The 24,205-nt window shown below is 67.5% G+C and carries 19 protein-coding genes; 2 read left to right on the top strand and 17 right to left on the bottom strand.

All coding sequences use genetic code 11. The features are described 5' to 3' along the window. From IBX53_RS03395 to IBX53_RS03430, 8 genes are all read right to left on the bottom strand, one after another. A partial coding sequence (locus tag IBX53_RS03395; RefSeq protein WP_290905348.1) for a metalloregulator ArsR/SmtB family transcription factor occupies positions 1-297 on the bottom strand: 297 nt, incomplete at its 3' end. Between the two features lie 85 nt (positions 298-382). Continuing rightward, positions 383-955 (bottom strand): hypothetical protein, encoded by a 573-nt coding sequence (locus tag IBX53_RS03400; RefSeq protein WP_290905350.1) that lies wholly within the window; start codon positions 953-955, stop codon positions 383-385. A 90-nt stretch (positions 956-1,045) separates the two neighbouring features. Continuing rightward, positions 1,046-1,804 carry a phosphate ABC transporter ATP-binding protein PstB gene (gene pstB / locus IBX53_RS03405; protein WP_290905353.1) on the bottom strand — a complete coding sequence of 253 codons (759 nt, stop codon included), beginning with the start codon at positions 1,802-1,804 and terminating at the stop codon, positions 1,046-1,048. A 130-nt stretch (positions 1,805-1,934) separates the two neighbouring features. Then, positions 1,935-3,611 (bottom strand): phosphate ABC transporter permease PstA, encoded by a 1,677-nt coding sequence (gene pstA, locus IBX53_RS03410; RefSeq protein ID WP_290905356.1) that lies wholly within the window; start codon positions 3,609-3,611, stop codon positions 1,935-1,937. Positions 3,612-3,626: 15 nt separating this feature from the next. Continuing rightward, the gene (locus IBX53_RS03415) at positions 3,627-5,906 is read right to left on the bottom strand and encodes an ABC transporter permease subunit (protein ID WP_290905359.1); all 2,280 of its coding nucleotides are present in this window, start codon (positions 5,904-5,906) and stop codon (positions 3,627-3,629) included. 140 nt (positions 5,907-6,046) lie between these two features. Next, positions 6,047-7,003, bottom strand: a complete 957-nt coding sequence (locus tag IBX53_RS03420) for a phosphate ABC transporter substrate-binding protein PstS family protein (protein WP_290905362.1) — start codon at positions 7,001-7,003, stop codon at positions 6,047-6,049. A 160-nt stretch (positions 7,004-7,163) separates the two neighbouring features. Then, positions 7,164-7,898, bottom strand: coding sequence for a sulfite exporter TauE/SafE family protein (locus tag IBX53_RS03425; RefSeq protein ID WP_290905364.1), 735 nt, complete (start codon positions 7,896-7,898; stop codon positions 7,164-7,166). After that, positions 7,891-8,043: a hypothetical protein gene (locus tag IBX53_RS03430; protein ID WP_290905367.1), complete on the bottom strand. Its 153-nt coding sequence runs from the start codon at positions 8,041-8,043 to the stop codon at positions 7,891-7,893. The genes IBX53_RS03425 and IBX53_RS03430 overlap by 8 nt, the downstream gene beginning before the upstream one ends. Positions 8,044-8,171: 128 nt before the next feature. Here IBX53_RS03430 and tal point away from each other — a divergent pair, with 128 nt between their 5' ends. Continuing rightward, the gene (gene tal, locus IBX53_RS03435; protein ID WP_290905369.1) at positions 8,172-9,107 is read left to right on the top strand and encodes a transaldolase; all 936 of its coding nucleotides are present in this window, start codon (positions 8,172-8,174) and stop codon (positions 9,105-9,107) included. A 28-nt stretch (positions 9,108-9,135) separates the two neighbouring features. Here the strand turns inward: tal and IBX53_RS03440 are convergent, their stop codons facing one another. From IBX53_RS03440 to IBX53_RS03480, 9 genes are all read right to left on the bottom strand, one after another. Then, positions 9,136-9,645, bottom strand: coding sequence for an STAS domain-containing protein (locus IBX53_RS03440; protein WP_290905372.1), 510 nt, complete (start codon positions 9,643-9,645; stop codon positions 9,136-9,138). Continuing rightward, positions 9,632-10,819 (bottom strand): PP2C family protein-serine/threonine phosphatase, encoded by a 1,188-nt coding sequence (locus IBX53_RS03445; RefSeq protein ID WP_290905377.1) that lies wholly within the window; start codon positions 10,817-10,819, stop codon positions 9,632-9,634. The genes IBX53_RS03440 and IBX53_RS03445 overlap by 14 nt, the downstream gene beginning before the upstream one ends. An 11-nt stretch (positions 10,820-10,830) precedes the next feature. Then, positions 10,831-11,613, bottom strand: a complete 783-nt coding sequence (locus tag IBX53_RS03450; protein WP_290905382.1) for a VacJ family lipoprotein — start codon at positions 11,611-11,613, stop codon at positions 10,831-10,833. A 58-nt stretch (positions 11,614-11,671) separates the two neighbouring features. Then, positions 11,672-12,793 (bottom strand): beta-ketoacyl-ACP synthase III, encoded by a 1,122-nt coding sequence (locus IBX53_RS03455; protein WP_290905385.1) that lies wholly within the window; start codon positions 12,791-12,793, stop codon positions 11,672-11,674. 65 nt (positions 12,794-12,858) lie between these two features. Continuing rightward, entirely contained in the window at positions 12,859-16,884 is a 4,026-nt protein-coding gene (hrpA, locus tag IBX53_RS03460) for an ATP-dependent RNA helicase HrpA (RefSeq protein WP_290905467.1), read from the bottom strand. Between the two features lie 158 nt (positions 16,885-17,042). Then, positions 17,043-18,725: an AMP-binding protein gene (locus IBX53_RS03465; protein WP_290905388.1), complete on the bottom strand. Its 1,683-nt coding sequence runs from the start codon at positions 18,723-18,725 to the stop codon at positions 17,043-17,045. 195 nt (positions 18,726-18,920) lie between these two features. Further along, positions 18,921-19,718 carry a class II glutamine amidotransferase gene (locus tag IBX53_RS03470; protein WP_290905392.1) on the bottom strand — a complete coding sequence of 266 codons (798 nt, stop codon included), beginning with the start codon at positions 19,716-19,718 and terminating at the stop codon, positions 18,921-18,923. Further along, entirely contained in the window at positions 19,711-21,225 is a 1,515-nt protein-coding gene (locus IBX53_RS03475; protein WP_290905396.1) for a vWA domain-containing protein, read from the bottom strand. Before IBX53_RS03475 ends, IBX53_RS03470 begins: the two co-directional genes overlap by 8 nt. A 159-nt stretch (positions 21,226-21,384) precedes the next feature. Continuing rightward, positions 21,385-21,819, bottom strand: coding sequence for a hypothetical protein (locus IBX53_RS03480; protein ID WP_290905401.1), 435 nt, complete (start codon positions 21,817-21,819; stop codon positions 21,385-21,387). A 45-nt stretch (positions 21,820-21,864) separates the two neighbouring features. Between IBX53_RS03480 and IBX53_RS03485 the strand changes: the two genes are divergently transcribed. Then, a complete protein-coding gene (locus tag IBX53_RS03485) occupies positions 21,865-23,955 on the top strand; it encodes a prolyl oligopeptidase family serine peptidase (RefSeq protein ID WP_290905407.1) in 2,091 nt (696 codons plus the stop codon). Positions 23,956-24,205: the final 250 nt, after the last annotated feature.

Below are 24,205 nucleotides of genomic sequence, written 5' to 3' on the forward strand. Positions count from 1 at the left end.
GAGGCTGGCGAGGCGCTCGGCCTGCCCCTTCTCGGCGGCCAGCAGCACCTCCGTGACCCACTCCGGCGCGGTCTCGGCAATGCGGTAGTAGACCCACTGGCCCTCGCGGCGATCGCTGAGCAGGCCACAGCTGCGCAGCTGCGCCAGGTGGCGCGACACCTTGGGCTGTGACTCATCGAGGGCATGGGTCATCTCGCAGACGCAGAGTTCTCCCTCGCGACGAATCAGCAGGGTCAGGGTCAGGCGGGTCTCGTCGCCCAGGCACTTGAGCAGTCGAGCGGGTTCGAGAGCGATCAAGGCGTTCCTCGTGGTGGTCTTTCCAAAGGATTAATCCTATGCCAAATCCCGCCGGGTCGACAGCGACCGGGGTGGCCGCGATGCCTCAGGCGGGCCGGCGGATCGCCAGCAGCGCCAGACAGGCCCCCAGCATCAACCCCGAGGTCAGCCATAGTACACCCGCTCCGTTCGCTTCCAGCAGCAGCCCGAAGAGCAGGGGAGCCGCCGCCACGGCCACCGGCAGCGAGACCCCGGTCTCCTGGAGCAGCCGCGGCAGGTGCGCCGCCATGGCCGTGGGGACGAACCAGCCGGCGGCGAACACATAGGCCAGCAGGACCATGGTCAGGCGGACGCGACGGGCGCAGGCGGATCCTCGCCGTCGCTGGCCTCCAGCGTCTCGATGGGGCCGGCCTGGGGCAGCCGCCAGCACCAGGTTGGAGACCACCAGCATGTCGCGACCGCCCCGGCGATCGATGCAGCGGCCCACGAAGGGGCCGAGGACCGCCGAGATCACCAGGGCCAACGAGAAGGCCGCAAAGACGCTGGCGCTGGAGAGGCCCAGCCCTCGCGCCATGGGCACGGCCAGTATCGCCGGCAGGTAGTAGCTGGAGGCCCAGGCCAGGGTCTGGGTGGTCCCCAGCCGGAGCGTCAGGGGGAGATAGGGATGGTGGCCGACCACGCTACGACGTCCTTTGTCATCTGCTTCGGCCCAGTATAGGCGGCCCGAGGCGGCTCCCGCCCCGGCCTGCCCCCCAACTTCCTCCCAAACCTAGCCGTAGCGGCCGGTGATGTAGTCCTCGGTCTGCTTCTTGGCGGGCTCGGTGAAGATCTTGTCGGTCTCGTCGTACTCCACCAGATCACCCAGATACATGAAGGCGGTGTAATCGGAGACCCGGGCCGCCTGCTGCATGTTGTGGGTCACGATCAGGATGGTGTACTTGTCCTTGAGCTCATTGATCAGCTCCTCGATCTTCAGCGTGGAGATGGGATCCAGCGCGGAGGCCGGCTCATCGAGCAGGATTACCTCGGGCTCGATGGCAATGGCCCTGGCGATCACCAGACGCTGCTGCTGGCCGCCGGACAACCCGAAGGCGTTGTCGCCAAGGCGATCCTTGACCTCGTCCCACAGCGCGGCGCCGCGCAGCGAGCGCTCCACCACCTCATCGAGGACGGCCTTGTTGTTGACGCCCTGCAGGCGCAGGCCATAGGCCACGTTTTCATAGATCGACTTGGGGAAGGGGTTGGGCTTCTGGAACACCATGCCAACCTTGCGCCGCAGCTCCGCCACATCGACGCCCCGGGCGTAGATGTCCTCGCCGTCCAGCAGGATCTGCCCCTCAACCCGGCACACGTCCACCAGGTCGTTCATGCGGTTGAAGCAGCGCAGCAGGGTGGACTTGCCACAGCCGGACGGCCCGATGAAGGCGGTGACCTTGTGACGAGGGATGTCCAGATTGATGCTCTTGAGCGCCTGCTCCTTGCCGTAGTAGAGGTTGAGGTCGCGCACCTGGAAGGTGACGCCTTTCATTCCCGAGGGAGTCCGGGCAGGGCTGGCGACGGGACGGGGAGCGGTAGTCATTGAGGTCATGGTCTCGTGTCTCGTGTTCTGGTGATCGGCGGCCTTGACCGCCGATCGTTATCCGGAGAATCGCCGTCCATCAGTCCGAAGCGGCGCGATAGCGCTCGCGCAGCCGATTACGAATACTGATGGCGGTCAGGTTGAGGACGATGATCAGGATCACCAGCACCAGTGCCGTGGCGTAGACCAGTGGGCGGGCAGCCTCGACGTTGGGGCTCTGGAAGCCAACGTCATAGATATGGAAGCCCAGGTGCATGATCTGCCGCTCCAGATGAATAAACGGAAAAGTGGAATCCACCGGCAGGGTCGGCGCCAGCTTGACCACCCCCACCAGCATCAGCGGCGCCACCTCGCCCGCAGCCCGGGCAATGGCCAGGATCATGCCGGTCATCATCGCCGGCGTGGCCAGCGGCACCACCACCTTCCAGAGCGTCTCCGACTTGGTCGCCCCCAGCGCCAGGGAGCCATGTCGCACCGACGAGGGAATCCTCGCCAGGCCCTCCTCGGTGGAGACGATCACCACCGGCAGGGTCAGCAGTGCCAGCGTCAGCGAGGCCCAGATCAACGCCGGCGACCCGAAGGTGGGGGATGGCAGCCGCTCAGAGTAGAACAGCTGGTCGATAGACCCCCCCATGGTGTAGATGAAGAAGCCCAGGCCGAAAACCCCGTAGACGATGGAGGGCACCCCGGCGAGGTTGTAGACCGAGATACGGATCAGACGCAGCAGCGGGCCCTGTGTGGCATATTCGCGCAGGTAGATGGCGGCCAGCACGCCGAAGGGGCTGACGATCATCGACATCAGCAACACCATGGTCACGGTGCCGAAAATCGCCGGGAAGATGCCGCCGGCCGTATTGGCCTCGCGAGGCTCACCGCTGACGAAGGCCCAGAACTGTTGCACATACTCCACAGCCTTGGCGGTCAGGGTCAGGCTGTTGGGCTGAACGGCCCGCACGATATCGCCGATGCGAATCTGGACCTCCTGCCCCCCGGTGACCGATGCCACCAGGGTGTCGCGATAGAGCTCGCTGCGCAGGATATCGATCTCACCGCGCAGGGTCTGGAACTCCTGATCCAGAATGGCCTGCCGATCCTGGATCTGGCCGAGCTGCGCCTGAAGCGTGGCGGGCTCGATATCGGGCTCACGCTGCAGGGCACGCTCCCGCAGGCGCAACTCCTCCATTTCCGAGCTGATCACCCCCACGTCGTTACGCTCGATTCGGTTAAGCTCCCTATAAAGTGTGTTGGCGCGAGCAACCCGTGACTGCACCGTGTCCCACAGCCCCTCGCCTTCGGCGACCACCTCGCCATCCTCCAGCACGCGCAGCGCATAACCGTAGAAATCGCCCCATTCGCGGCGCTCCAGGCGCATGGCATCCGGTGGCGCCTGCCACTCGGACATCTGCAGTTCGGCGTACCAGGCGAAATCGCTGCCAGTCACGTCGCGGTTTCCCTGCTTGATCAGATGCCGGGTCACCAGCTCATCGTCGCTTAGCTCGGGGGGCACCGCGATGCCCGCATCTCGCGCCACGGGCACCGGGATGGTCTCGGCACGCACGTGCTCACCCATCACCATCTGGACGAGGCCCAGCTCCGGGTCACCCACCTGAAATTCGACGATTTCGGTGGGATAGAAGTGGCTGAGTCCGCGCACGGCAATCAGGCCGATCAGACCCACCACCATGATGATCGAGATCGCCACCGCGCCGGCATTCAACCACACCCAGGGGGCACCGCTTTTCCACCAAAGTTTCATCAGAGTCTCCCGGTATCAGAGGTTGCCGTAGCGCTTGCGCAGACGCTGGCGAATGATCTCGGCCAGCGTATTGACCAGGAAGGTCATGCCCAGCAGCACCAGGGCGGCCAGGAACAGGACCCGGAAGTGGCTCGAGCCCACCGCCGACTCCGTCAGTTCCACCGCGATATTGGCCGACAGGGTGCGCATGCCCTCGAAGATATTGAAGTTCATGATCGGGCTGTTGCCGGTGGCCATCAGCACGATCATGGTCTCTCCCACCGCGCGACCAAAGCCCATCATCACCGCAGAGAACATGCCGATGCTGGCAGTCGGCAGCACCACACCGACTACGGTCTGCCAGCGAGTGGCACCCAGCGCCAGCGAGCCCTGGGTGAGGTGCTTGGGCACGTTGAAGACCGCATCCTCGGCGATGGAGAAGATCGTCGGGATCACCGCGAAGCCCATGGCGATGCCTACCACCAGGGCGTTGCGCTGGTCGTAGGTGAAACCGTTGTCGGTCAACCACTGGCGCATGCTGCCATCGAAGAACATGATCTCCACATAGGGGCTCGCCGTGACGCAGGCCCAGCCTACGAAAATGATGATCGGTATCAGCAGCACCGCCTCCCAGCCGTCAGGCACCCAAGTGCGCAGCCGCTCTGGCAGGCGACTCCAGAGGTAGGCGAAGACCAGCATGGCAATGGGCATCAGGATCAGGATGCTGAACACTGCCGGCAGCCGATTCTCGACGAAGGGGGCGAGCCACAGCCCCGCCAGGAAGCCGAGGATAACCGTGGGCAGCGCCTCCATGACCTCGATGGTGGGCTTGACCTTGCCGCGCAGCTTCGGCGACATGAAATAGGCGGTATAGATGGCTCCCATCAGCGCCAGCGGCGTGGCAAACAGCATGGCATAGAAGGCCGCCTTGAGCGTGCCCAGGGTAAGCGGCACCAGGCTCATCTTGGACTCGAACTCATCGCCCCCCGCCGAAGACTGCCAGACAAAGCGCGGCTCGCTGCTGCCCTCATACCACACTCGCTGCCACAGCGAGGAGAGGGAGATGTCGGGATGGCGGTTGCTGACGCTGGCCACCTGGAGTTGGTGGTTCTCGTCGGCAAACAGCGCCATCGAATTGACCGGCGAGATGGCGATACGCTTCAGGGGGCCCTCGGTCATCGGGGCGTCGAAGACATCAGCTCCGGCGGTGGCGTGATGAATGCCCAGGTTGCCGATCGCATCGCCGACCAGAAAACCCCGGCGCCCATATTCCGCCTCGATGTGAGTGATCGGCGCAGCGTAGGGCGCGAAATCGCGAATATGGGTCAGGTCGTGCTGGTTCTGATCGTCGCGTACCGGAAAGTACTGGCGCACCTGCCCATCGGATGTGCCGGCAATGAGCGACACGGTACCGTTGAGCAGCGTCATGTAGGAAACGTAGCCGTTATCGGTGACTCGCAACGCGCCACGGTAGTCGGGGTCGCGCAGGTTGCCTATATCGTAGTGATGGATGTAGCCATCGTTATCTGAAACGTAGAGATGGCGAAAGCGGTTGTCCATCAGGATCTGATGGGCGCGGCCGTCGAAACCGGGCAGCTCGGCCGTGGTCCGCTCCACGCTAACCTCGCCGGTCATGATGTTCTCCCGGCGATCGAAGGAGGTCACCATCAGGGTGCCGTCCTCGAGTTCGGCAGCGGCATAGGTACCGCGATCGCTGACCTGCAGACCCAGCACCCGGATGGCCCGTCCCGCCTCGTCCAGGGTCAGTGGCTCCTCGCCGAAGGGAAACTTCAGCTCGGGCTCGATGTGGCGCAGGTTATCCGGGTAGGTGATCGCGTAGTCCACCCGGCCGAGGCTGATGGTGCCGTTGTCGTACCCGTAGGCGAAGGCGCCCGTGGTGGCGAAGGCGGTGGCGAATGCCGAGCGCGTCGCGCCATCGGGCCGGGGCATCTCGAACGATGAACGCCAGGCGCCTCCGTCCAGATCGAAGAAGGTAATGCGCCCGGTGCCGGTGAAGCTCGCCCCCAGGGTGTCGTAGCGGTCGATGATCAGGTGCTCGAGTGACTCGCCGCCTTCCACCCCGGGAATGGCATAGGCCTGCTGCGTCGAGACCTGGGCCGACTTGAAGAGCGGCATGACCTCGGAGAACAGGTAGACGAAGATCATCCCGAGGGCGATCACGACTCCGATGCCGGCGGCACCGATACCGTAGCGGGAAATGTTGTCCTTCAGCGTGCGCTTGCGCCGCAGGCGCTCGCGCTGCTCGGGGGTGGGCAGCAGCGACCGGCCTTGACCCGACCTGGGGCGTTGGGACATGTCATTCATGGCGGATGGGCAATCCCGTCAGGTGGAAAGATACGCAGAGGGTAAGCAGGGTCCGTGACAGCTTTGTGACAGCCCCTGAAATAAAGAAGGGGCGCCTGAGCGCCCCGGTCAACAACTTGTATATCAGATGGTTAGTCGATGCCCAGCTCGCCGCGCACGCGACTGGCCACGGTCTCGGGCAGCGGGATGTAACCGTCACGGGCGGTCACTTCCTGGCCCTGTTTGGAGAGCACCATCTTCAGGAACTCGGCCTGCTGCGGGGCCAGTTCTTCATTGGGGTGCTTGTTCACGTAGACCATGAGGAAGCGGGCCAGCGGGTAATTCTCGTTATCGACCGTGAAGGCTTCCTCGCCCTCGTCACGAGCTACCGGCAACGCGCGAACCTGGGAAGTGATGTAGCCGATGCCGGAGTAGCCGATGCCGTTGATCGACTCGCTCACGCCCTGAACCACCGAAGCAGAACCCGGCTGCTCGTTGATGCTATCCCTGAAATCGCCGCCACACAGGGCATTCTCGGCGAAGAAGGCGTAGGTGCCGGAAACGGCGTTACGGCTATACAGGGTGAAGTCGCGGTTTTCCCAGTTGCCCTCCAGACCCAGTTGGCCCCAGCGGGTGATGTCTTCCGGATAGCCGCAGCGGCGGGTGTCGGAGAAGATGGCGTCGACCTGCGGTAGGGTGATGCTTTCCAGGGGGTTGTCCTGGTTGACGTAGACGGCCAGGGCGTCGATGGCCACAGGCACCATGGTGGGCGGATAGCCGAAGCGATCTTCGAAGGCCTGAACTTCGGAAGTGCGCATCTCGCGGCTCATCGGACCGAACTGGGCGGTGCCCTCGGTCAGGGCGGTGGGGGCGGTGCCAGAGCCAGCACCCTGAATCTGGATATTGATATTGGGATAGATGCTGGCGAATTCTTCTGCCCACAGGGTCATCAGGTTGTTCAGGGTATCGGAGCCGATGCTGGTCATGTTGCCGGAAATGCCGCTCACGGACTCATAGTCGGGCAGGTTAGGGTCGACGCGTTCCGCCATGGCGGCGGTGCTGACGAAAGAGGCACCGATAACGGCTGCAGCGATGAGCTTGAGTTTCATCTTGGTCTCCAGGTGTCGTGCGCCGCATGTCGCAGCGTTGAGGACTCGATCCGCTATCCGTGGATCGATGGAGGCGACTATAGGGAGACCCCATGACACTTCGGTGACATGACGCGCCGGATTGATGAATATTGTGTGACAACACTTTCCAGGCGCAACGTCACAACAGCAGCCCCAGCGCCGCCAGGGTGCAGAGCGCAAGCGACGCCCCCTGAAGCAGTCGGCGGTCGAGGCGATGGGCGACGCGGCTGGCCAGCCAGCTGCCGGCCAGCACCCCCGGGACGAAGGTCAGCGCCATGCCGAAATGCCAGGCGCTGACCAGCCCGGCCGGGACCAGGGTGACCAGGGTCATCAGGGCGGTAACCACGAAGAAGGCCGAGAGAGTGCCGCGCAGGCGGTCCGGCGAGAAGCCGTGCAGCAGCAGCACCAGGGGCGGGCCGCTGAGCGCGGCGATGGTGCCCAGGATTCCCGAGAAGACCCCGGCACCGAACAGGGTGGCGCGGTTGACCGGCAGGCGGAAGCGGAACAGGGTCACCGCCACGGCGAACAGCACGCTGCCGGCGATCAGCTTCTCCAGTAGCGCCATGGGCGCGGCGAGCAGCAGCCAGAGTCCCAGGGCATTGCCGGGGATTCGCCCTACCAGGGCCATGCCGATCTCGGCCAGGCGAACCTCGCGCCAGTAATAGCGCAGGGTAGTCAGGGCCACGGTGAAGCCGAACAGTACCAGGATCACCGGGACCAGCCGCGGCTCCAGCATCAGCAGCAGCGGCGCCCCCACCACGGCGAGGCCGAACCCGGTCGCACGCTGCACGAAAGCCCCCAGCGCCAGCACCGCCGCGCAGCCGAGCCAGGTGCCGAGACTCATGTCTAGCCAGGCAAGCAGGGCGTCAGGCATGGCCGGCGCGACCCGCCAGCAGGCGGATATTGAGCCGACTGAAGACCGCCATGGCCATCACGTTGATGCCGAACACCAGCGGATAGAGCCCAGGCGACAGGTCGCAATGCTCCGAGTAGAGAAAGCGTCGAGCGTCGAGGATCAAGGAAGCTCCTGATGATGCATAGATAGGCGGCTAATAATAGCCCATTGTCGCCTTCCCTGCCGGTCCCTGTTCCCTGTCATACTGGCTTGATAGAGTGACCGGTCCCATTTCCACGAGGAGCCCAGCCCATGGCCGACGATCTGCTTTCGCAACTGCGGCAGATGACCACCGTGGTCGCCGACACCGGCGACATCGACGCCATCCGTCGATTCCAGCCCACCGACGCCACCACCAACCCCTCGCTGATCCTGCAGGCCGCCCAGTTGGAGGGGCGCCGCGAACGGCTGGGCGAGATCGCCCGCCAGGCCGCCGATATCGACGACGCCCTGGATGCCGTGGCCGTGGAGATCGGCAGCGAGATCAGCTCCCTGGTGCCGGGCTACGTCTCCACCGAGGTGAGCGCCAGGCTCTCCTTCGACACCGATGCCACCCTGGCCCGAGCCCGCTCGCTGATCGAGCGCTATGGACGCCACGGGGTCGGACCGGAGCGGATCCTGATCAAGGTCGCCGCCACCTGGGAAGGCATCCGCGCCGCCCAGCAACTCGAGCGTGAAGGCATCCACACCAACCTGACCCTGCTGTTCGGCTTCGCCCAGGCTCAGGCCTGCGCGGACGCCGGGGTGACCCTGGTCTCGCCCTTCGTGGGGCGCATCCTCGACTGGCACAAGGCCCAGTCACCGGAGGCCGACTTCAGCGGCGACAACGACCCCGGGGTCCAGTCGGTGAAGCGCATCTATGAGCACTACAAGGGGCACGGCTACGACACCATCGTGATGGGGGCGAGCTTCCGCAACAGTGGCGAGATCCTGGCGCTGGCCGGCTGCGACCGGCTGACCATCTCCCCTGCCCTGCTCGGCGAGCTGGCCGACACCAGCGGCACCCTGGCACGCCGGCTCTCTCCTCAGGATGCCGAGACCCGCGCCCCGGAGCCGCTGCACGAGGCCGACTACCGCTGGCACATGAACGAGGACACCATGGCCACCGAGAAGCTGGCCGAAGGCATCCGCAAGTTCATGGAGGACCAGCGCAAGCTGGAAGCGCTGCTGGGCGAGCTGCGCCGGTGATAGCGTCGCAGGGAGGAGGACGCTCGGATCAGTGGTGGTGAGAGGCGGCCTCCTGGGCCTCGAGCATCTCCACCAGTGGCTGGAACTCCTCCCGGTTATGCTCGCTCATCCGCATCAGGATGCGATGGGATTCGAGAATGCGCCGTCGGGTCTCCTCCACGTCGCAGGGGATCTCCGGCAGGTCACACAGCTCACAGACCTCGGTGATGGGTGCCTCCACCTGGGTGAAGTAGCGGGCAAAGCCCATCACATCCAGCATGCGCTGGATGTCGGGATTGTCGGCAACGATGGTGGGGCGCTCGGCCAGGCGCCCTTCCACCGCCATGGCCACCTTGGCGAGGAAGCCCAAGGCCGTGGAGTCCACATTGGTGGCCTCGCGCAGATCGATGATCAGCGTCGTGAGCCCCGGGGTCTCGGCGAGCTGCTGGGCCTGGCTATCCAGGGTCGCGCAGAGGGTCAGGCGTACATCGCCGCACAGCTTGAGGACGAAGACACCGGCTTCGAATGCCGCCTTGATGCGTCCTTCATGGTTCAACATTGCCAAATCCGCTCAACATCATGATGGTCAGGTCGTCGGGCAGCGCCTCGATTCCCGTATCCAGGCTGGCGTTGTCACCGCTGGCCACTTGGCCAAGCGCCAGACTGTTCCGCAGGTCCTCCAGTGTTTCGCTGGCCAGAGCCCGCTGCTCGAGTTCCCTGAGCCGCATGTCGAGCGTTTCGCCCGGCAGGCATTCCAATACTCCATCCGAACACAGCCACAGGCGGAAGTTCTCGGGTAGCGAACACCCCAGGGTAGGGTATTCGGCACCAGGGAAAAGCCCCACCGGCATGCCTACGCCCGGCAGAGGATGAGCCTCACCCTCCGCCACCAGCAGGGGCATGGGCAGCTGTGCGCCCAGCGAATAGTGAAGATAGCGACGCTCCAGGTCAATGACCCCGACGAACAGGGTGGCATGCTTGCCGATGCCGGTGTCCAGCAACTCGCGGTTGAGATCCGACAGCCAGCGCGGCGGCAGGGCCTCCGGCGCCGTCCCGTCCCACTCCCCCTGCCAGCGGTTGGCCAGATACTTGAGCAGTACCGTGACGAAGGCCGATGAGGCACCATGGCCGGAGACATCGGCAAAGTAGAACAGCAGGTGCCGTTCATCCAGACGCTGAAAGTCGAGAAAATCGCCTGAGAGGTAGAGCCAGGGAGCGAACCAGTAGTCGCAGGTCACCCCGGCCGCCGTCTGAGGCCGGGGGGGCAGCAGCTTGCGCTGGATCTGGCCGCCGGCCTGCTGGTCGAGGCGCAGCATCGCCAGGTGGGTCTCCAGGCTCTCGTTGAGCTCCTCGAGCCGTGCCTGATCCTCGCGCCGCGCCTCTTCCAGCTGGCGCAGCTCGATCACCTTGCGAATCATGCGCCGCAGCAGCTGGCCGTGGCGCAGCGGCTCGACGATGTAGTCCACCAGCCCGACATCCACCGCCGAGAGCAGCCCGGGCGCCTCGCGGCTATCGCTGACCACCAGGGTCGGCAGCCGCTGGCAGAGGGGCGCCCACTGGTCGTCGGACAGCCCCCGGACGTGGGCCACCACCAGCGACACCTCCGGCGGCAACCCATCAGGGCTTTCGGCGGCGATCACCGCCAGGCCGTCTCGAGCGATGGTCTCGGCCAGGGCATCACGCGCCGGGCCCGGGGCATCGATCACACCGATCAGCTGCTTGGGACTATCCATGGAAAGGAGCCTCAGTCGGAGAAGGCGTCGTCGAAGGCGTCGTCGTCGAAGTCCGTATCATCGAAATCGAAATCATCCGCGGCGAAGGGATCATCGCCCATCTCACCATCGCTGATCTCGAAGCGGCGACGCTGCAGCCAGGCATCGCGGATGAAGCTGTAGCGATCGCCGCTGATCAGCTCCTCCTGGTCGAGCAGCCCGGCGCGCATGTCCACGATCCTCAGCGCCGTCAGGGCGAGCTCGAGTTCGGCGTCGTCGAAATAGTAGAGGGGATAGGTCACCGCATCGGCAGGCAGGCCGCCGGTGTCGCGAACGGTGCTCGGCCCCAGCAGGGGCAGCACCAGGTAGCGCGACTCCTCCCATCCCCAGACCGCCAGGGTCTGGCCGAAGTCCTCGTCGCGGCCGGTGATCTCCATATGGGTGGCGAAGTCCCACAGGCCACCGATGCCGATGGTGGTGTTGATGAAAAAGCGCGACATGGCGATGCCGGCATTGCCGGGCTTGCCCTGCAGCAGGCTGTTGAGCGCCGTGCGCGGCTCGCCCAGGTTGGAAAAGAAGTTGCCCACGCCGGTCTGCACCGGCTGCGGCGTCACCGCCCGATAGCCCCTGGCGGTCGGCTTGAGCACCGCGCGATCCACGGCATCGTTGAAGACGAAGACGCGCCGGTTGAAGCCCTCCCAGGGATCGTCAGGATGGCGCTCCTCCATCGCCGCCGTGCTGGCGCATCCCGCCAGCAGTCCCACCGCAAGCAGACCCGCCAGCGCCTTGCCCCACGTTACCGTCCTGCTGGTCATCAGCGTTCTCTCCCTGCGGCTTTTTGTGCGAGTTGTCCTGTCAATTATCACGAGGGCGTCAGACACGTTTCACCACCACGCTGCCCGCGCTGTAGCCCGCCCCGAAGGAGCAGATCACTCCCAGGTCTCCGGCGGCAAGGTCATCGCGATGCAGATGGAAGGCGATGATCGAGCCCGCCGAGCTGGTGTTGGCGTAGCGATCGAGAATCACCGGCGCCTCCTGCTCGCTGGGATCGCGGCCCAGCACCCGGCGGCCGATCAGGTCGTTCATGTGGCGGTTGGCCTGGTGCAGCCACATCCGCGCCAGGTCATCGCCGCTATGGTCCAGGCTCGCCAGGTGGTCGCTGATCAGCGCCGCCACCAGGGGGCAGACCTCCTTGAACACCCGGCGCCCCTCCTGGACGAAGAGCTTGTCCAGCGCCTGGGGGTCCGAATCCGTCACCCGATTGAGGAAACCGGCGTTGTTGCGGATGGCATTGGAGAAGCGGGTCACCAAGCGCGTGCCGAGGATCTCGAAGCGCGCCTGGGAGGTGGCCAGATCATCGCGCTCCAGTACGATGGCGGTGCAGGCATCGCCGAAGATGAAGTGGCTGTCGCGGTCCCGGAAATTGAGGTGCGCCGAGCAGATCTCCGGACTGACCACCAGCGCACGGGTCGCGTTTCCGGCGCGGATGGCGTTGGCGGCAGTCTCGATGGCGAAGGTGGCCGAACTGCAGGCCACGTTCATGTCGAAGGCGTAGCCGCCGGCACCGAGCAGGGCCTGCAGTTCCACCGCCACCGCCGGGTAGGGGCGTTCCAGGTTGGAGCAGCCGACGATGACGAGATCGATATCGGCGGCGTCGACACCGGCGTGCGCGAGGGCCTGGCGGGCCGCGGTGGCGCCCATCTCGCCCTGGATGGAGGGCTCGTCGTTGCTGCGTTCGCGCAGCCGCGGGCGCATGCGCTCGGGATCGAGTATGCCCTTCGCATCGAGCACATGGCGACTGTGGATGCCCGACGCCTTGACGATGAAGTCGCTGCTGGAGTGCGCCAGGGACTCACGCTCGCCTGCGGCAATCGCCTCGGCGTGGCGCGCGTTCTCGGCGTCCACCCAGGCATTGAACGAGGCCACCAGGGCATCGTTGTCGATGGTGTTCTCCGGCGTGAAGAGTCCTGTGCCGGTGATCACGACGTTGGTCATACGTTCTCCCTTTCGCGGCCACTGCCGCCAAGGCCGCTCACCGCGGCCGCTGTTCATGCGGGCGCTCAGGGGCGCCCGGTGATCTCCGCCCAGCGCTTCTCGAGGCGCTTGGCGGAAACCGCAAATCGGGTACCCAGCTGCTGGGCGAAGAGCGAGACCCGCAGCTCCTCGATCCACCAGCGGAACTCGGCCAGCGCCGGGGGCGCCATGCCGCCGCGACGCTCGCTCTGAAGGCGGGCCTCGAGGCGCGACTCCAGGGCGTGGATCTCCTGCATGTGCATCTGGTCGCGCAGGCGCTCCCGGGGCGCCTTCTCCAGGCGGATCTGGGCCGCCTCCATGTAGCGCGGGTACTCGTCGAGCCACTCGCCGGCCTCGCCGACGAAGCCGGGGTGCACCAGCCGCGCCATCTGGGCCTTGAGGTCACTGTATACCAGCGCCAGGGCCAGATTCAGGTTGCCCTTCAACGCCTTGGTGACCGCCAGATGGCCCTTGAGGGCGGCCTCCAGGGTGGCCACCAGGGCCTCGGCCCGGGGCAGGAGCTCGGCGCGGGTCGCCGCCAGGCGCGCCTTGAGCTCGGCCGCCGAGCGCGGCAGCGGATCCTGCGCCACCCCCCGGATAAACACCGCCCGCACCACGTCGTCGGTCAGCTGGCGCTTGCTGCCCACCTTGGCGAACAGCAGCGCACAGGTGCCGAGCCCCTTGAGGCGCTCGATCTCGCGCACCGCGTCGGGCAGGCGGCGCATGGCCAGGCGCACGATGCCGTCGCGGTGGGCCTCGCGGGCCTTGTCCGGGTGGTCGAAGAGCTCGACCCGGAAGGCCTCCCCCTCGGGCACCAGGGCCGGGAAGGCCTCGACGCGGATGCCCGCCTGGGTGGTCACCCGGGACTCGGGCAGCGCGGCCTCGGGCAGCCCTTCCACCGGCGCCTCCAGGCGCGCCTCGGCGGCCAGGGCACGGGCCCCCTGCCCCGCCGCGGCCTCGAAGCGGCGCTCCAGCTCGCGGGCATCGCGCCCCTGGCCCAGGGTCCTGCCCTCGTGGTCCACCACCTTGAGGTTCATTATCAGGTGGGGCTCGAGCTGGTCGAGCTGCCAGTCATCGGGGTGGACCCGCACGCCGGTCCGCCGACGCAGGAACTCGCCCAGCGCCTCGGTGAGCGGCACGTCGTCGGCGACGAAAGTCTCCAGGGCGGCATCCACCCAGTCGGGGATCGGCACCACCTGACGGCGCACCGCCTTGGGCAGCGACTTCATCAGCGCGATGCACTTCTCGCGCAGCAGGCCCGGCACCAGCCACTCGAGCCGCGCCAGAGGCAGCTGGGGCAGCATGGCGGCGGGCACGGTCAGGGTCACCCCGTCGTCGACCGCGCCGGGCTCGAAGTGATAGGCGAGCGGGTAGCGCACGCCGTTCAGGGAAATCTCGTCCGGGTAGTCGGCCTGGGTGATCTCGCTGGCCTCCCGGGCCAGCAGGGCGGCGCGATCGAACTTGAGCACCCCGGGGTTCTCGGCCTCGGCCTGCTTGCGCCACGCCTCGAAGCCACGGCCGTTGTGGATGCCCTGGGGGAGGCGCTCGTCGTAGAAGGCGAACAGGGTCTCCTCGTCCACCAGGATATCGCGGCGCCGGGCGCGGTCCTCGAGGTCCTCGACCTCCTCGACCAATGCCCGGTTGTGGGCGAAGAAGTCGCCGCGGGTGCGAAACTCCCCCTCCACCAGCGCCCGGCGGATAAAGAGCTCTCTCGACTGTGCCGGATCGACCGGACCAAAATGTACCTTGCGCCCGGCGACGATGGGCAGGCCGAACAGGGTGACCTGCTCCTTGGCGATCACCTGGGCGCGCTTCATCTCCCAGTGGGGCTCGGCGTAGTTGCGCTTGACCAGGTGCCCGGCCAGCGGCTCGATCCACTCGGGATCGATCTTCGCCACGGTGCGGGCGAACAGTTTCGTCGTCTCCACCAGCTCGAAGGCCATCAGCCACTTGGGCGACTTCTTGCCGAGCCCCGACCCGGGGTGGATGACGAACTTGCGGTTGCGTGCCCCCAGGTACTCGCGGTTCTCGGTGAGCAGCCCCAGGTGGGAGAGCAGCCCGGGCAAGAGCGCCCGATGCAGGGTGGCGGCCTGGCGGCGACGGCTCTCCTTGCGCGCCTTCTCCGCATCGCCCTCCTCGGGGGCGGGCCAGGGGACCGGGGGCGGCACCTCGATCTGCATGTCGCGCAGCAGCTGGCGCAGCTGGCGGAAGGTGTCGTGCCATTCGCGCACGCGCAGGTAGTTGATGTAGTGCTCCTTGCACCAGCGCCTGAGCTGGTTGCCGGAGAGCGCTTCCCTGGCCGCCTCGACGCCGTCCCAGAGGTTGAGCAGCGCCACGAAGTCGGAGTCCGGGTCCTGCCAGCGGCGGTGGGCCTGGTCGGCGGCCTGGCGCTTCTCCGCCGGGCGGTCGCGGGGGTCCTGAACGGCGAGGCCCGCCACCACGATCAGCACCTCGCGCAGGCCACCCTGCTCGGCCCCGGCCAGCACCATGCGTGCCAGGCGCGGGTCGATGGGCAGCCGGGCCAGCTTGCGACCGATGGGGGTGATGCCGCCCTTCTCGTCCACCGCGCCCAGCTCGAAGAGCAGCCGGAAGCCGTCGGTGACGAAGCGCGAATCGGGCGGGTCGACGAAGGGGAACGCCTCGATGTCACCGAGCTTCAGCGACAGCATGGAGAGGATCACCGAGGCCAGGTTGGTGCGGCGGATCTCGGGGTCGGTGAAGGCGGGCCGGGCGAGGAAGTCCTCCTCGTCGTAGAGGCGAATGCAGACCCCCTCGGCCACGCGGCCGCAGCGCCCCATGCGCTGGTTGGCGCTGGCCTGGCTGACCGGCTCCACCGGCAGGCGCTGGATCTTGGTGCGGTAGCTGTAGCGGCTGATGCGCACCAGGCCGGGGTCGATCACGTAGCGGATGCCCGGCACGGTCAGGGAGGTCTCGGCGACGTTGGTGGCCAGCACGATGCGCCGCCCGGCGTGGGGCGCGAAGACGCGATTCTGTTCGGCGTTGGAGAGCCGCGCATAGAGCGGCAGGATCTCGGTGCCGCGCAGGTCGGCCCGGCGCAGGGTATCGGCGGTCTCGCGGATCTCCCGCTCGCCGGGCAGGAACACCAGGATGTCGCGGGGGCCATGGAGCCAGCGCTTCTCGCGCTCGATGCGCTCGACCTCCTCCACCGCATGCAGGATGCCCTCCTGCAGGGTGCGATCCTCCTCGTCCTCGGCCTCCCGCACCAGCGGGCGGTAATGCAGCTCCACCGGGTAGGTGCGGCCGGAGACCTCCACCACCGGCGCCGGCCGGTCGGGCGCATCGCCCCGGCCGGGCCGGGCGAAGTGGGCGGCGAAGCGCGCAACATCGATGGTGGCCGAGGTGATGATCACCTTGAGGTCGGGACGCCGCGGCAGCAGGCGCTTCAGGTAGCCGAGCAGGAAATCGATGTTGAGGCTGCGCTCGTGGGCCTCATCGATGATGATCGCTTCAAAGCGGGTGAGGTCGGGATCGTGGCGCGTCTCCGCCAGCAGGATGCCGTCGGTCATCAGCTTGACCAGGGTCTGGTCGCTGCTCTGGTCGGTGAAGCGCACCTGGTAGCCGACCTGCTCCCCCAGCGGCGTCTCCAGCTCCTCGGCCAGGCGCGCGGCCACCGAGCGCGCCGCCAGGCGCCGCGGCTGGGTGTGGCCGATCAGCCCGCGGCGCCCCAGGCCCAGCTCCAGGCAGATCTTGGGCAGCTGGGTGGTCTTGCCGGAGCCGGTCTCGCCGGCCACCACCACCACCTGGTGGTCGCGCAGGGCGTCGAGGATCTCCTCGCGACGCTCCGCCACGGGCAGCTCGGCGGGATAGTTGAGCGTCACCGGCCGGGCCGCGCGCCGCGCCACCATCTCGCGGGAGCGCGCGACGGCCTGGGCCACCTCGTGCAGCCCGCGATCCACCGGCTTGCCCTCCTTCACCCGCCGCGCCAGGCCGTGCAGGCGCTTGTCGAGCGACGCACGGTCGCGCAGCAGCACGCCGTCGAGGGCCTGGTGCAGGGCACGCAGGCGGTCGGTATCGGTCAGGGCGTCGGTGGCGGGAGAAGGGTCGGTGGTCACGTCGGACACGGCGGCTCCGGAGGTGGAGGGCGGCAAGGAAAACTGCCCGCACCGGCGAGCCGGTACGGGCAGATCATTGTAACGCCGCCGCGCGGGCGGCGCCTAATCCGGGCCATTGAGGCTGGCTATGGCTCGGCCAGGCAGCGGCTATCGCCGGCTCAGGAGGCGGCCCTGGCCTTCTCGCGCTCCTCATCGCGCAGCTGGCGGCGAAGTACCTTGCCCACATTCGTCTTGGGCAGCTCGTCGCGCAGTTCCACGTACTTGGGCACCTTGTAGCCGGTCAGCTCCTTCTTGCACCAGGCGCGCAGCTCATCGGGGTCGAGGTCATCGGTGCGGGGTACCACGAAGAGCTTGATCGCCTCGCCGCTGTTCTCGTCCTCCACGCCTACCGCGGCGGACTCCAGCACGCCCGGATGGGTGGCGACGACATCCTCCACCTCGTTGGGGTACACGTTGAAGCCGGAGACCAGGATCATGTCCTTCTTGCGATCGACGATGCGGATATAGCCGTCGTCCTGAAGCACCGCGATGTCGCCGGTGTGGAACCAGCCGTCGTCGTCGATCACCTTGATGGTCTCGTCGTCGCGGTTCCAGTAGCCCTTCATCACCTGGGGGCCCTGCACGCAGAGCTCGCCCGGCTCGCCGAAGGGCAGGTCGTTGCCGTCGGCATCCACCACCTTGACCCGGGTGCCGGCCACCGGCTGGCCGATGGTGCCGAGCTGGATGGCATCCACCGGGTTGAAGCTGACCACCGGCGAGGTCTCGGTGAGCCCGTAGCCCTCGGCGATCTCGCAGCCGGTGACATCCTTCCAGCGCTCCGCCGCGGCCTTGGTCAGCGCCATGCCGCCGGAGATGGTCAGGTGGAGCCTCGAGAAGTCCAGGGCGCGGAAGTCCTCGCGATTGCACAGGGCGTTGAAGAGGGTGTTCAGGCCGATGAAGGCGGTGAACTTGAGCCCCTTCAGCTCCTTGACGAAGTTGGGGAGGTCGCGGGGGTTGGTGATCAGGACCGAGTGGTTGCCGGTCTCCATCAGGAAGAGGCAGTTCACCGTGAAGGTGTAGATGTGATAGACCGGCAGCGGCGCGATCACCACCTCCTCGCCGTTGGTCAGCCCCTTGCCGATGGCCTGCCCCGCCTGGAGCATGTTGGCCACCAGGTTGCGGTGGGTCAGCATGGTGCCCTTGGCCAGGCCCGTGGTACCGCCGGTGTACTGTAGCGCGGCGATGTCGTCAAGTTCGCGCTCCACCTCGCGGTGCTGGCGCGCCGCACCTTCCTTGAGGGCGCGGCGGAAGGGGGTGTGGCCGGGCAGACGGAAGGGCGGCACCATCTTCTTGACGTGCTTGACCACCAGGTTGATCAGCGGGCGCTTGGGGAAGCCGTGCAGGTCGCCGAGCTCGGTGACCAGCACATGCTGGATATCGGTGCGGTCGAGGATCTTCTCGAGCTTGTCGGCCATGTTGGCCAGGATCACGATGGCCTTGGCCCCGGAATCCTTGAACTGGTGGGCCATCTCCCGCTCGGTGTAGAGCGGGTTGGTGTTGACCACCACCATGCCCGCCCGCATGGCGCCGAATACCGCCACCGGGAACTGCAGCACGTTGGGCAGCTGGATGGCGATGCGATCCCCGGGCTGCAGGGTGGTGTCGTGCTGGAGCCAGGCTGCGAAGTCGCCGGAGAGGCGATCCAGGTCGGCGAAGGTCAGGGTCTGTCCCATGCAGCTGAAGGCCGGCTTGTCGGCATAGCGCTTGACCGCCGCATGGAAGACATCGTTGACCGAATCGTACTCCTCCATCCCCTTGAGCTCGGGGCCGGACAGGATCGGGGCGTTGGCATGCTCACTCATCACGTCTCTCCGCTGTGTCGCCGATGGACCACCGGCGCTTGTTGTTGTCCCGGGGCCCTACCTTAAACCGGCCGACACAGACTGTAAAACGATCGATTGAAACGACAGCTTGAAACCGGTGAGGCTATCCCTTAATGCCGGGTCCCCTTACCGACAGCCTGGGCCATCCCCGCCCCCAGGGGCAACCGGTCGATTTCACGCGCCAGGCCGGCCGATGCGCGCCTGGATCACGCCGTCACGCCATACCAGCAGTTCCCCCGGGACCATGCGCTCCCAGTCCTCGTTATCGGTAAGGGGTTCGGTGGCGATCACCGAGACGATGTCATGGGTCGTGGTGTGCTCGGCAAAGTTCACGGTGAGCTCGGCATCCGAAAGGCTCGCCCGGCCGAAGGGGGCACGCCGGGTGATGTGGGCCAGCTTGGTGGAACAGAAGGTATAGAGGTAGTCGCCGTCGGCCAGCAGCAGGTTGAACACCCCGAGGCCGCGCAGGCGCTCGCAGAGCTGGTGGAGCAGCCGCCACAGCCCCTGACGCTCGGCGTCGCTCTCCGGGCACTGGGGGAAGCAGCGGCGCAGCTCGCCCAGCAGCCAGCAGAAGGCATGCTCGCTGTCGGTATCCCCCACCGGGCGATAGAAGCTGAGCGGCAGGCCCTGCCAGCCTTCGAGCTGGCCGTTGTGGGCATAGCACCAGGGGGCGCCCCACATCTCGCGCACGAAGGGGTGGGTGTTGGCCAGGCGCACCTGGCCGACGTTGGCCTGGCGAATATGGCTGATGACGATATTCGACTTGATGGGGTAGTCGGTGATCAGCCGCGCGATGGGCGAATGCACCGAGGGGTGGGGGTCGCGGAAGTCGCGGTAGCCGCCCTCCTCGTAGAAGGCGATGCCCCAGCCATCGCGATGGGGGCCGGTGCCGCCCCCGCGATGCAGGAAGCCGGTGAAGCTGAAGCAGATATCGGTGGGCACGTTGGCGCTCATGCCCAGAAGCTCACACATACGGATCCTCCCGGTGGATGGCCCTGCGCGGCCGGCGTCGATGCCGCCATGCCAGCAGAATCAGAAGCGTCAGAACGACCAGGCCCGCCACCGCCCACTGGCGCGGGTCGCCGGCGAAGGCCGCGCCACGGCGTTCGAGCCAGGGCCGGCCTTCGCGCCACAGGGCGGCGGCCTGGGCCGGCAGGTCGTTGATGAACTCGATGAATCGGTCGGCGGCGCTGTCGGGCACCGCCTCACCCTCGCGGCCGGTGGCGAGATCCTCGTGGAAGCGCTCGCCCGATGCGCTCAGGCCCGCTCCTCCGGCAAGCCCGAGGCCCTCCTCGGCGTCATCCATGAGGCTCAGCAGCGACTGTACATTGACCGCCAGGTAGCGCTGGCGGACGATCCCCTGCCCCTGGGCATGCAGGCGCAGGCGGGCGGCGCCGGAGAGCTCCGGCACCGTCAGTTCGCCGACGAAGCGATCCCCCTGGCGCTCCATTTCCACCTCCACCCGGGGTGTGTCCTCACCGTCGAGCAGGGCGGCGCCGATGGCGAGATCCTCCGGCGCCGCCTCCCAGGGCTCCCCCCCGCGGGCCAGCCAGGCCTCAAGCGGCAGCGCCAGCCCCGGGTGAATCACCGCCGGCAGCGGTGCGAGCTGCAGGCTCACCGCGCCGCGCACCCCGATCCGGCTGTCGTCGGCGATCTCTCCCTCCAGGCGCCACTCGCCGGGGGCGGGATCGGGCACCCGCAGCAGGTCGAAGCGCGGCTCCACCTGCCACCGCGCGCCGGGGGGCGGGCTCTGGGGATCATGGCGAGTGCCGTCCGGGGCGACCAGGGTCAATGGAGCGGCGTCGGGGGCGTGGAAGAGCAGCGCCGAGAAGGCCTCGACGCCGGGCTCAATGGAGAAGCGACCCTCGACCAGAGGCACCTGGTCGGCGGGGAAGATGCGTTCGACGATATCGACGAACGCGCCGAGCAGGCTCTCCGGCGAGTGGACCATGGCCGGCAGCCCGCCGGTCATCCGGGAGAGGCGCTCCACCAGAGCCAGATCCGCCGCATCGGAGAAGGCGATGGCATGCACTACCACGCCGCGCCGGGCCAGCGCCGGGGCGAGCTCCTCGAGCAGGGTGCGCCGAGAGGCGAGGTCCACCTCCGGCTTGGTCCCCCGTGCCGGCGACAGGTCGATCATGCCATCGGTGAGCAGCACCAGATGGCGCCAGCCGTTGGCCGGGCTCTCGGCGGCCTCGCGCACGGCCGCCTCGATGTCGGTGTGCTGCTGGTACTCCACCAGGGCGGGACGCAGGGCCATGGCACGCTCGCGCCACCCGTCATCGACCGGGTCGAGCGGAAGCGGGGTGTCGACGCGCTCGCCGAAGGTCCAGACGCCGGCCGGCGTGCCGTCCGGCAGCAGCGCGGCCAGCAGTTCCAGGGCGCTGGCGGCGAGCTGGTCGGGATCGTTGCTGCGCATGCTGCCCGAGACATCGATGATCACCCGCACATCCGGGTTCTCCTCGACCGGCTGAGCCACCCCCGAATCGGCTGCCAGCCAGAGCAAACTCGCGAGCAGCAGGCAATACACCCCCCGCCCTGTCGGACTGACCTTCCATGACCCAGTCATCCACGAACCAGCCATTCCCGGCTCCTTAGCCGATACTCGGCTCATGATGGGCCGATGGTCGGCATGCGATCAGCCGATCACCGGCTCACGACGCCCGCCACCGCCACGCTTGGCAGGGGGAGCATCGTCCTCGTTGTCATCCATGTCGACATAGTGGTCACGGGCGTTGCCGCGCCAGGCCAGCAGCAGCCCGAAGGCCACACCCGCCGCCGCGCCGGCCGCGGTCAGCATCAGCGCCGGCAGCATCAGGCCGCTGTCGCGCTCGAGGAAGCCCACCAGGGCCACCACCACCGCCGGCGCCAGACCGGTGTAGAATTCCCCCTCCTCCAGCAGCGGCATATGAAAGCGCGTCGGCACCCACATCACGCCGGCCACCAGCCAGGTGATCGGCAGACGCAGCAGCCGTGGCAGGAAGGCCAGGCCCAGGTAGCCGGTCAGCAGCACCACCAGCGACAGGACGGCATAGACCAGCCATAGTAGGGGCATCGAATCGGTAATCGGCATTGCCACCTCTCTTTTCACAGTCTTGAGTATGGTACATCTCCCACCATGAAAGCACAGCCGCCGCATCGCCCCGACAGCCCGGCCGCCGCCTCCCCGGTGGTCCACTTCCGTCGCCCGGAGGACCCCGAGTGGCACTGGCTGGAAAACCGCGAGGAGCCGGCGGTCGCCGACTTCCTGGAGGCGGCCAACGCCGAGTTCGCCGCCTGGTTTGCCCCCCTGGACGACCTGGTGGAGCGGCTCTACCACGGCCACCTGGCCCGCCGCGAGCTGGCCGTGCATGGCCTGCGCTCCCCGCTGGACCACTACACCTACTGGAGCGAGACCGCCGCCGAGGCCGACTACCCGGTATGGTGGCGCCACCCCAACGGCAAGCCGGACCGCGCCGCGCCCTTCCTGGACCTCGAGGCCCGCGCCGCCGACCACGACTTCCTGGAGCTCGGCGACATGGCCCTCTCACCCGACGAGCGCTGGCTCGCCTGGACCGAGGACACCCGGGGCGACGAGATGTTCGACCTCTTCCTGGCCCGGCTCCCCGATGGCGAGCCGGTGCGCCTGCTGGAGGGCATCGGCCCCGAGCTCACCTGGGCCGAGGACAACACCACCCTGTTCTTCACCCGCTTCGACGCCACCCAGCGCCCCGAGAGCATCTGGCGTCTGGCGCTGGCCGAGAGCGTGGCGGGCGAGCCTGCGCTGGTGCTGCGCGAGGAGGACCCGGAATTCTGGCTGGGGCTCGGCAAGACCCGCTCCCGGGAGTGGCTGGTGCTGGAGAGCGCCTCGAAGGACACCAGCGAGAGCTACCTGATTCCGGCCCGGGCGCCGGCCACCCCCCCGCGTTGCTTCCGCCCCCGGGAGAGCGGCGTGGAACTCTCCCTGGACCATCGCCCCGGCCACTTCTACCTGCTGCACAACCGCGGCGCCCCCCACTTCCGTCTCGACGTGATCGACGAGGCGCATCTGGACGCTGCCGCCGACGCCGACCGCTGGCAGCCGCTGATTCCCCACCGCGACGAGGACACCCTGGAGGGGGCCGATGCCTTCGCCTGGGGTCTGGTGATCACCGAACGCGACCACGAGGAGGCCCAGGTCAGGCTCCGGGTGATGGAGTTCGATGCCGGCCACGGCGTGACCCGGGACGAGCGCCTGCCGCTGCCGGAGACCCCCTGCAGCCTGGCGCTGGGCGATGCGCCCCACTTCGACCAGCGCCGCCTGCGCCTGCGCGAGGAGTCCTTCGTGCTGCCGGTGAGCTGGATCGAGCACGACCTGGACAGCGGCGAACGCCTCCTGCTCAAGCAGCAGCCGATTCACGGCGACCTCAAGCCCGAGGAGCTCGCCTGCGAACGGCTGTGGGCGACCTCCCACGACGGCGAGCGCATCCCCGTCTCGGTGGTGATGCGCGCCGACCTGGCGGGCCATCCCCTGCCGACTCTGCTCTACGGCTACGGCGCCTACGGCGAGGTGCTCGACCCCTGGTTCTCGGTGGCGCGCCTGGAGCTGCTGGCCCGCGGCGTGGCCTTCGCCGTGGCCCACGTGCGCGGCGGCGGCGACCGCGGCGAGCCCTGGTATCTGGCCGGCAAGCTGGAGCACAAGGCCAACAGCTTCCGGGACTTTCTCGCCGCCCGGGACTGCCTGGTGGAGCACGGCATCAGCGACGGCGAACGCATCGCCGCCTACGGGGCCAGCGCCGGCGGCCTGCTGGTGGGCGCCAGCCTCAACCTGGCGCCGGAGGCCTTCTGTGCGGCGGTGCTCGACGTGCCCTTCGTGGATGTGCTGCGCACCATGGAGAACCCCGACCTGCCGCTGACCACTGCCGAATACACCGAGTGGGGCAACCCCGACGAGCCCGACGCCCGCAAGCGCATCCGTGCCTACTCGCCGCTGGACAACCTGGCCGCGGCTCCCTACCCGACCCTGTTCCTGCAGGGCAGCTGGCACGATACCCGGGTGCCCTACTGGGAGCCTGCCAAGCTCTACGCCCGGCTGACGGAGCTGGGCACCGCCCGGGGGCCGGTGCTGCTGCGCACCGACATGGCCGCCGGCCACGGCGGCGCCTCGGGTCGCTTCAAGGCATGGCATGACGGCGCCCGCCAGGACGCCTATATCCTCTGGGCGCTGGGCCTGGAAAACCGCGAGGCATAAGGGTCCACATGGAATCTCCCGCCAGCATTAACCGCTCCTGAGCAGAAGACCTCCCCCGCCCGCTTTCAACATGCAAGCTGGGCTCCGCGGGGCGAAGAGCCGGGTTTTGTGGGAGATGGGCTCCGCCCGGCGAATGGAGACCGAAGGGCTCCTGGGCGGTATGCGCCAACGCCGACAACACCGCCGGGGCGGCTTCGCCGCCATTCGCCCGGCAGAGCCGATCTCCCACCAGTGGATTGAAGTCCTGGAG

This window comes from Halomonas sp. (genome assembly GCF_014859505.1).
GTDB lineage: Bacteria > Pseudomonadota > Gammaproteobacteria > Pseudomonadales > Halomonadaceae > Halomonas.

Bases quoted from the DNA above. Each gene is read 5' to 3' on its own strand.
- IBX53_RS03455 (WP_290905385.1), bottom strand. From the start codon at position 12,793: ATGACCAACGTCGTGATCACCGGCACAGGACTCTTCACGCCGGAGAAC.
- tal (WP_290905369.1), top strand. From the start codon at position 8,172: ATGGCCGACGATCTGCTTTCGCAACTGCGGCAGATGACCACCGTGGTC.
- IBX53_RS03440 (WP_290905372.1), bottom strand. From the start codon at position 9,645: ATGTTGAACCATGAAGGACGCATCAAGGCGGCATTCGAAGCCGGTGTC.
- IBX53_RS03425 (WP_290905364.1), bottom strand. From the start codon at position 7,898: ATGCCTGACGCCCTGCTTGCCTGGCTAGACATGAGTCTCGGCACCTGG.
- IBX53_RS03480 (WP_290905401.1), bottom strand. From the start codon at position 21,819: ATGCCGATTACCGATTCGATGCCCCTACTATGGCTGGTCTATGCCGTC.
- IBX53_RS03465 (WP_290905388.1), bottom strand. From the start codon at position 18,725: ATGAGTGAGCATGCCAACGCCCCGATCCTGTCCGGCCCCGAGCTCAAG.
- IBX53_RS03420 (WP_290905362.1), bottom strand. From the start codon at position 7,003: ATGAAACTCAAGCTCATCGCTGCAGCCGTTATCGGTGCCTCTTTCGTC.
- IBX53_RS03470 (WP_290905392.1), bottom strand. From the start codon at position 19,718: ATGTGTGAGCTTCTGGGCATGAGCGCCAACGTGCCCACCGATATCTGC.
- pstB (WP_290905353.1), bottom strand. From the start codon at position 1,804: ATGAAAGGCGTCACCTTCCAGGTGCGCGACCTCAACCTCTACTACGGC.
- IBX53_RS03415 (WP_290905359.1), bottom strand. From the start codon at position 5,906: ATGTCCCAACGCCCCAGGTCGGGTCAAGGCCGGTCGCTGCTGCCCACC.
- IBX53_RS03485 (WP_290905407.1), top strand. From the start codon at position 21,865: ATGAAAGCACAGCCGCCGCATCGCCCCGACAGCCCGGCCGCCGCCTCC.
- IBX53_RS03445 (WP_290905377.1), bottom strand. From the start codon at position 10,819: ATGGATAGTCCCAAGCAGCTGATCGGTGTGATCGATGCCCCGGGCCCG.
- pstA (WP_290905356.1), bottom strand. From the start codon at position 3,611: ATGAAACTTTGGTGGAAAAGCGGTGCCCCCTGGGTGTGGTTGAATGCC.
- IBX53_RS03450 (WP_290905382.1), bottom strand. From the start codon at position 11,613: ATGACCAGCAGGACGGTAACGTGGGGCAAGGCGCTGGCGGGTCTGCTT.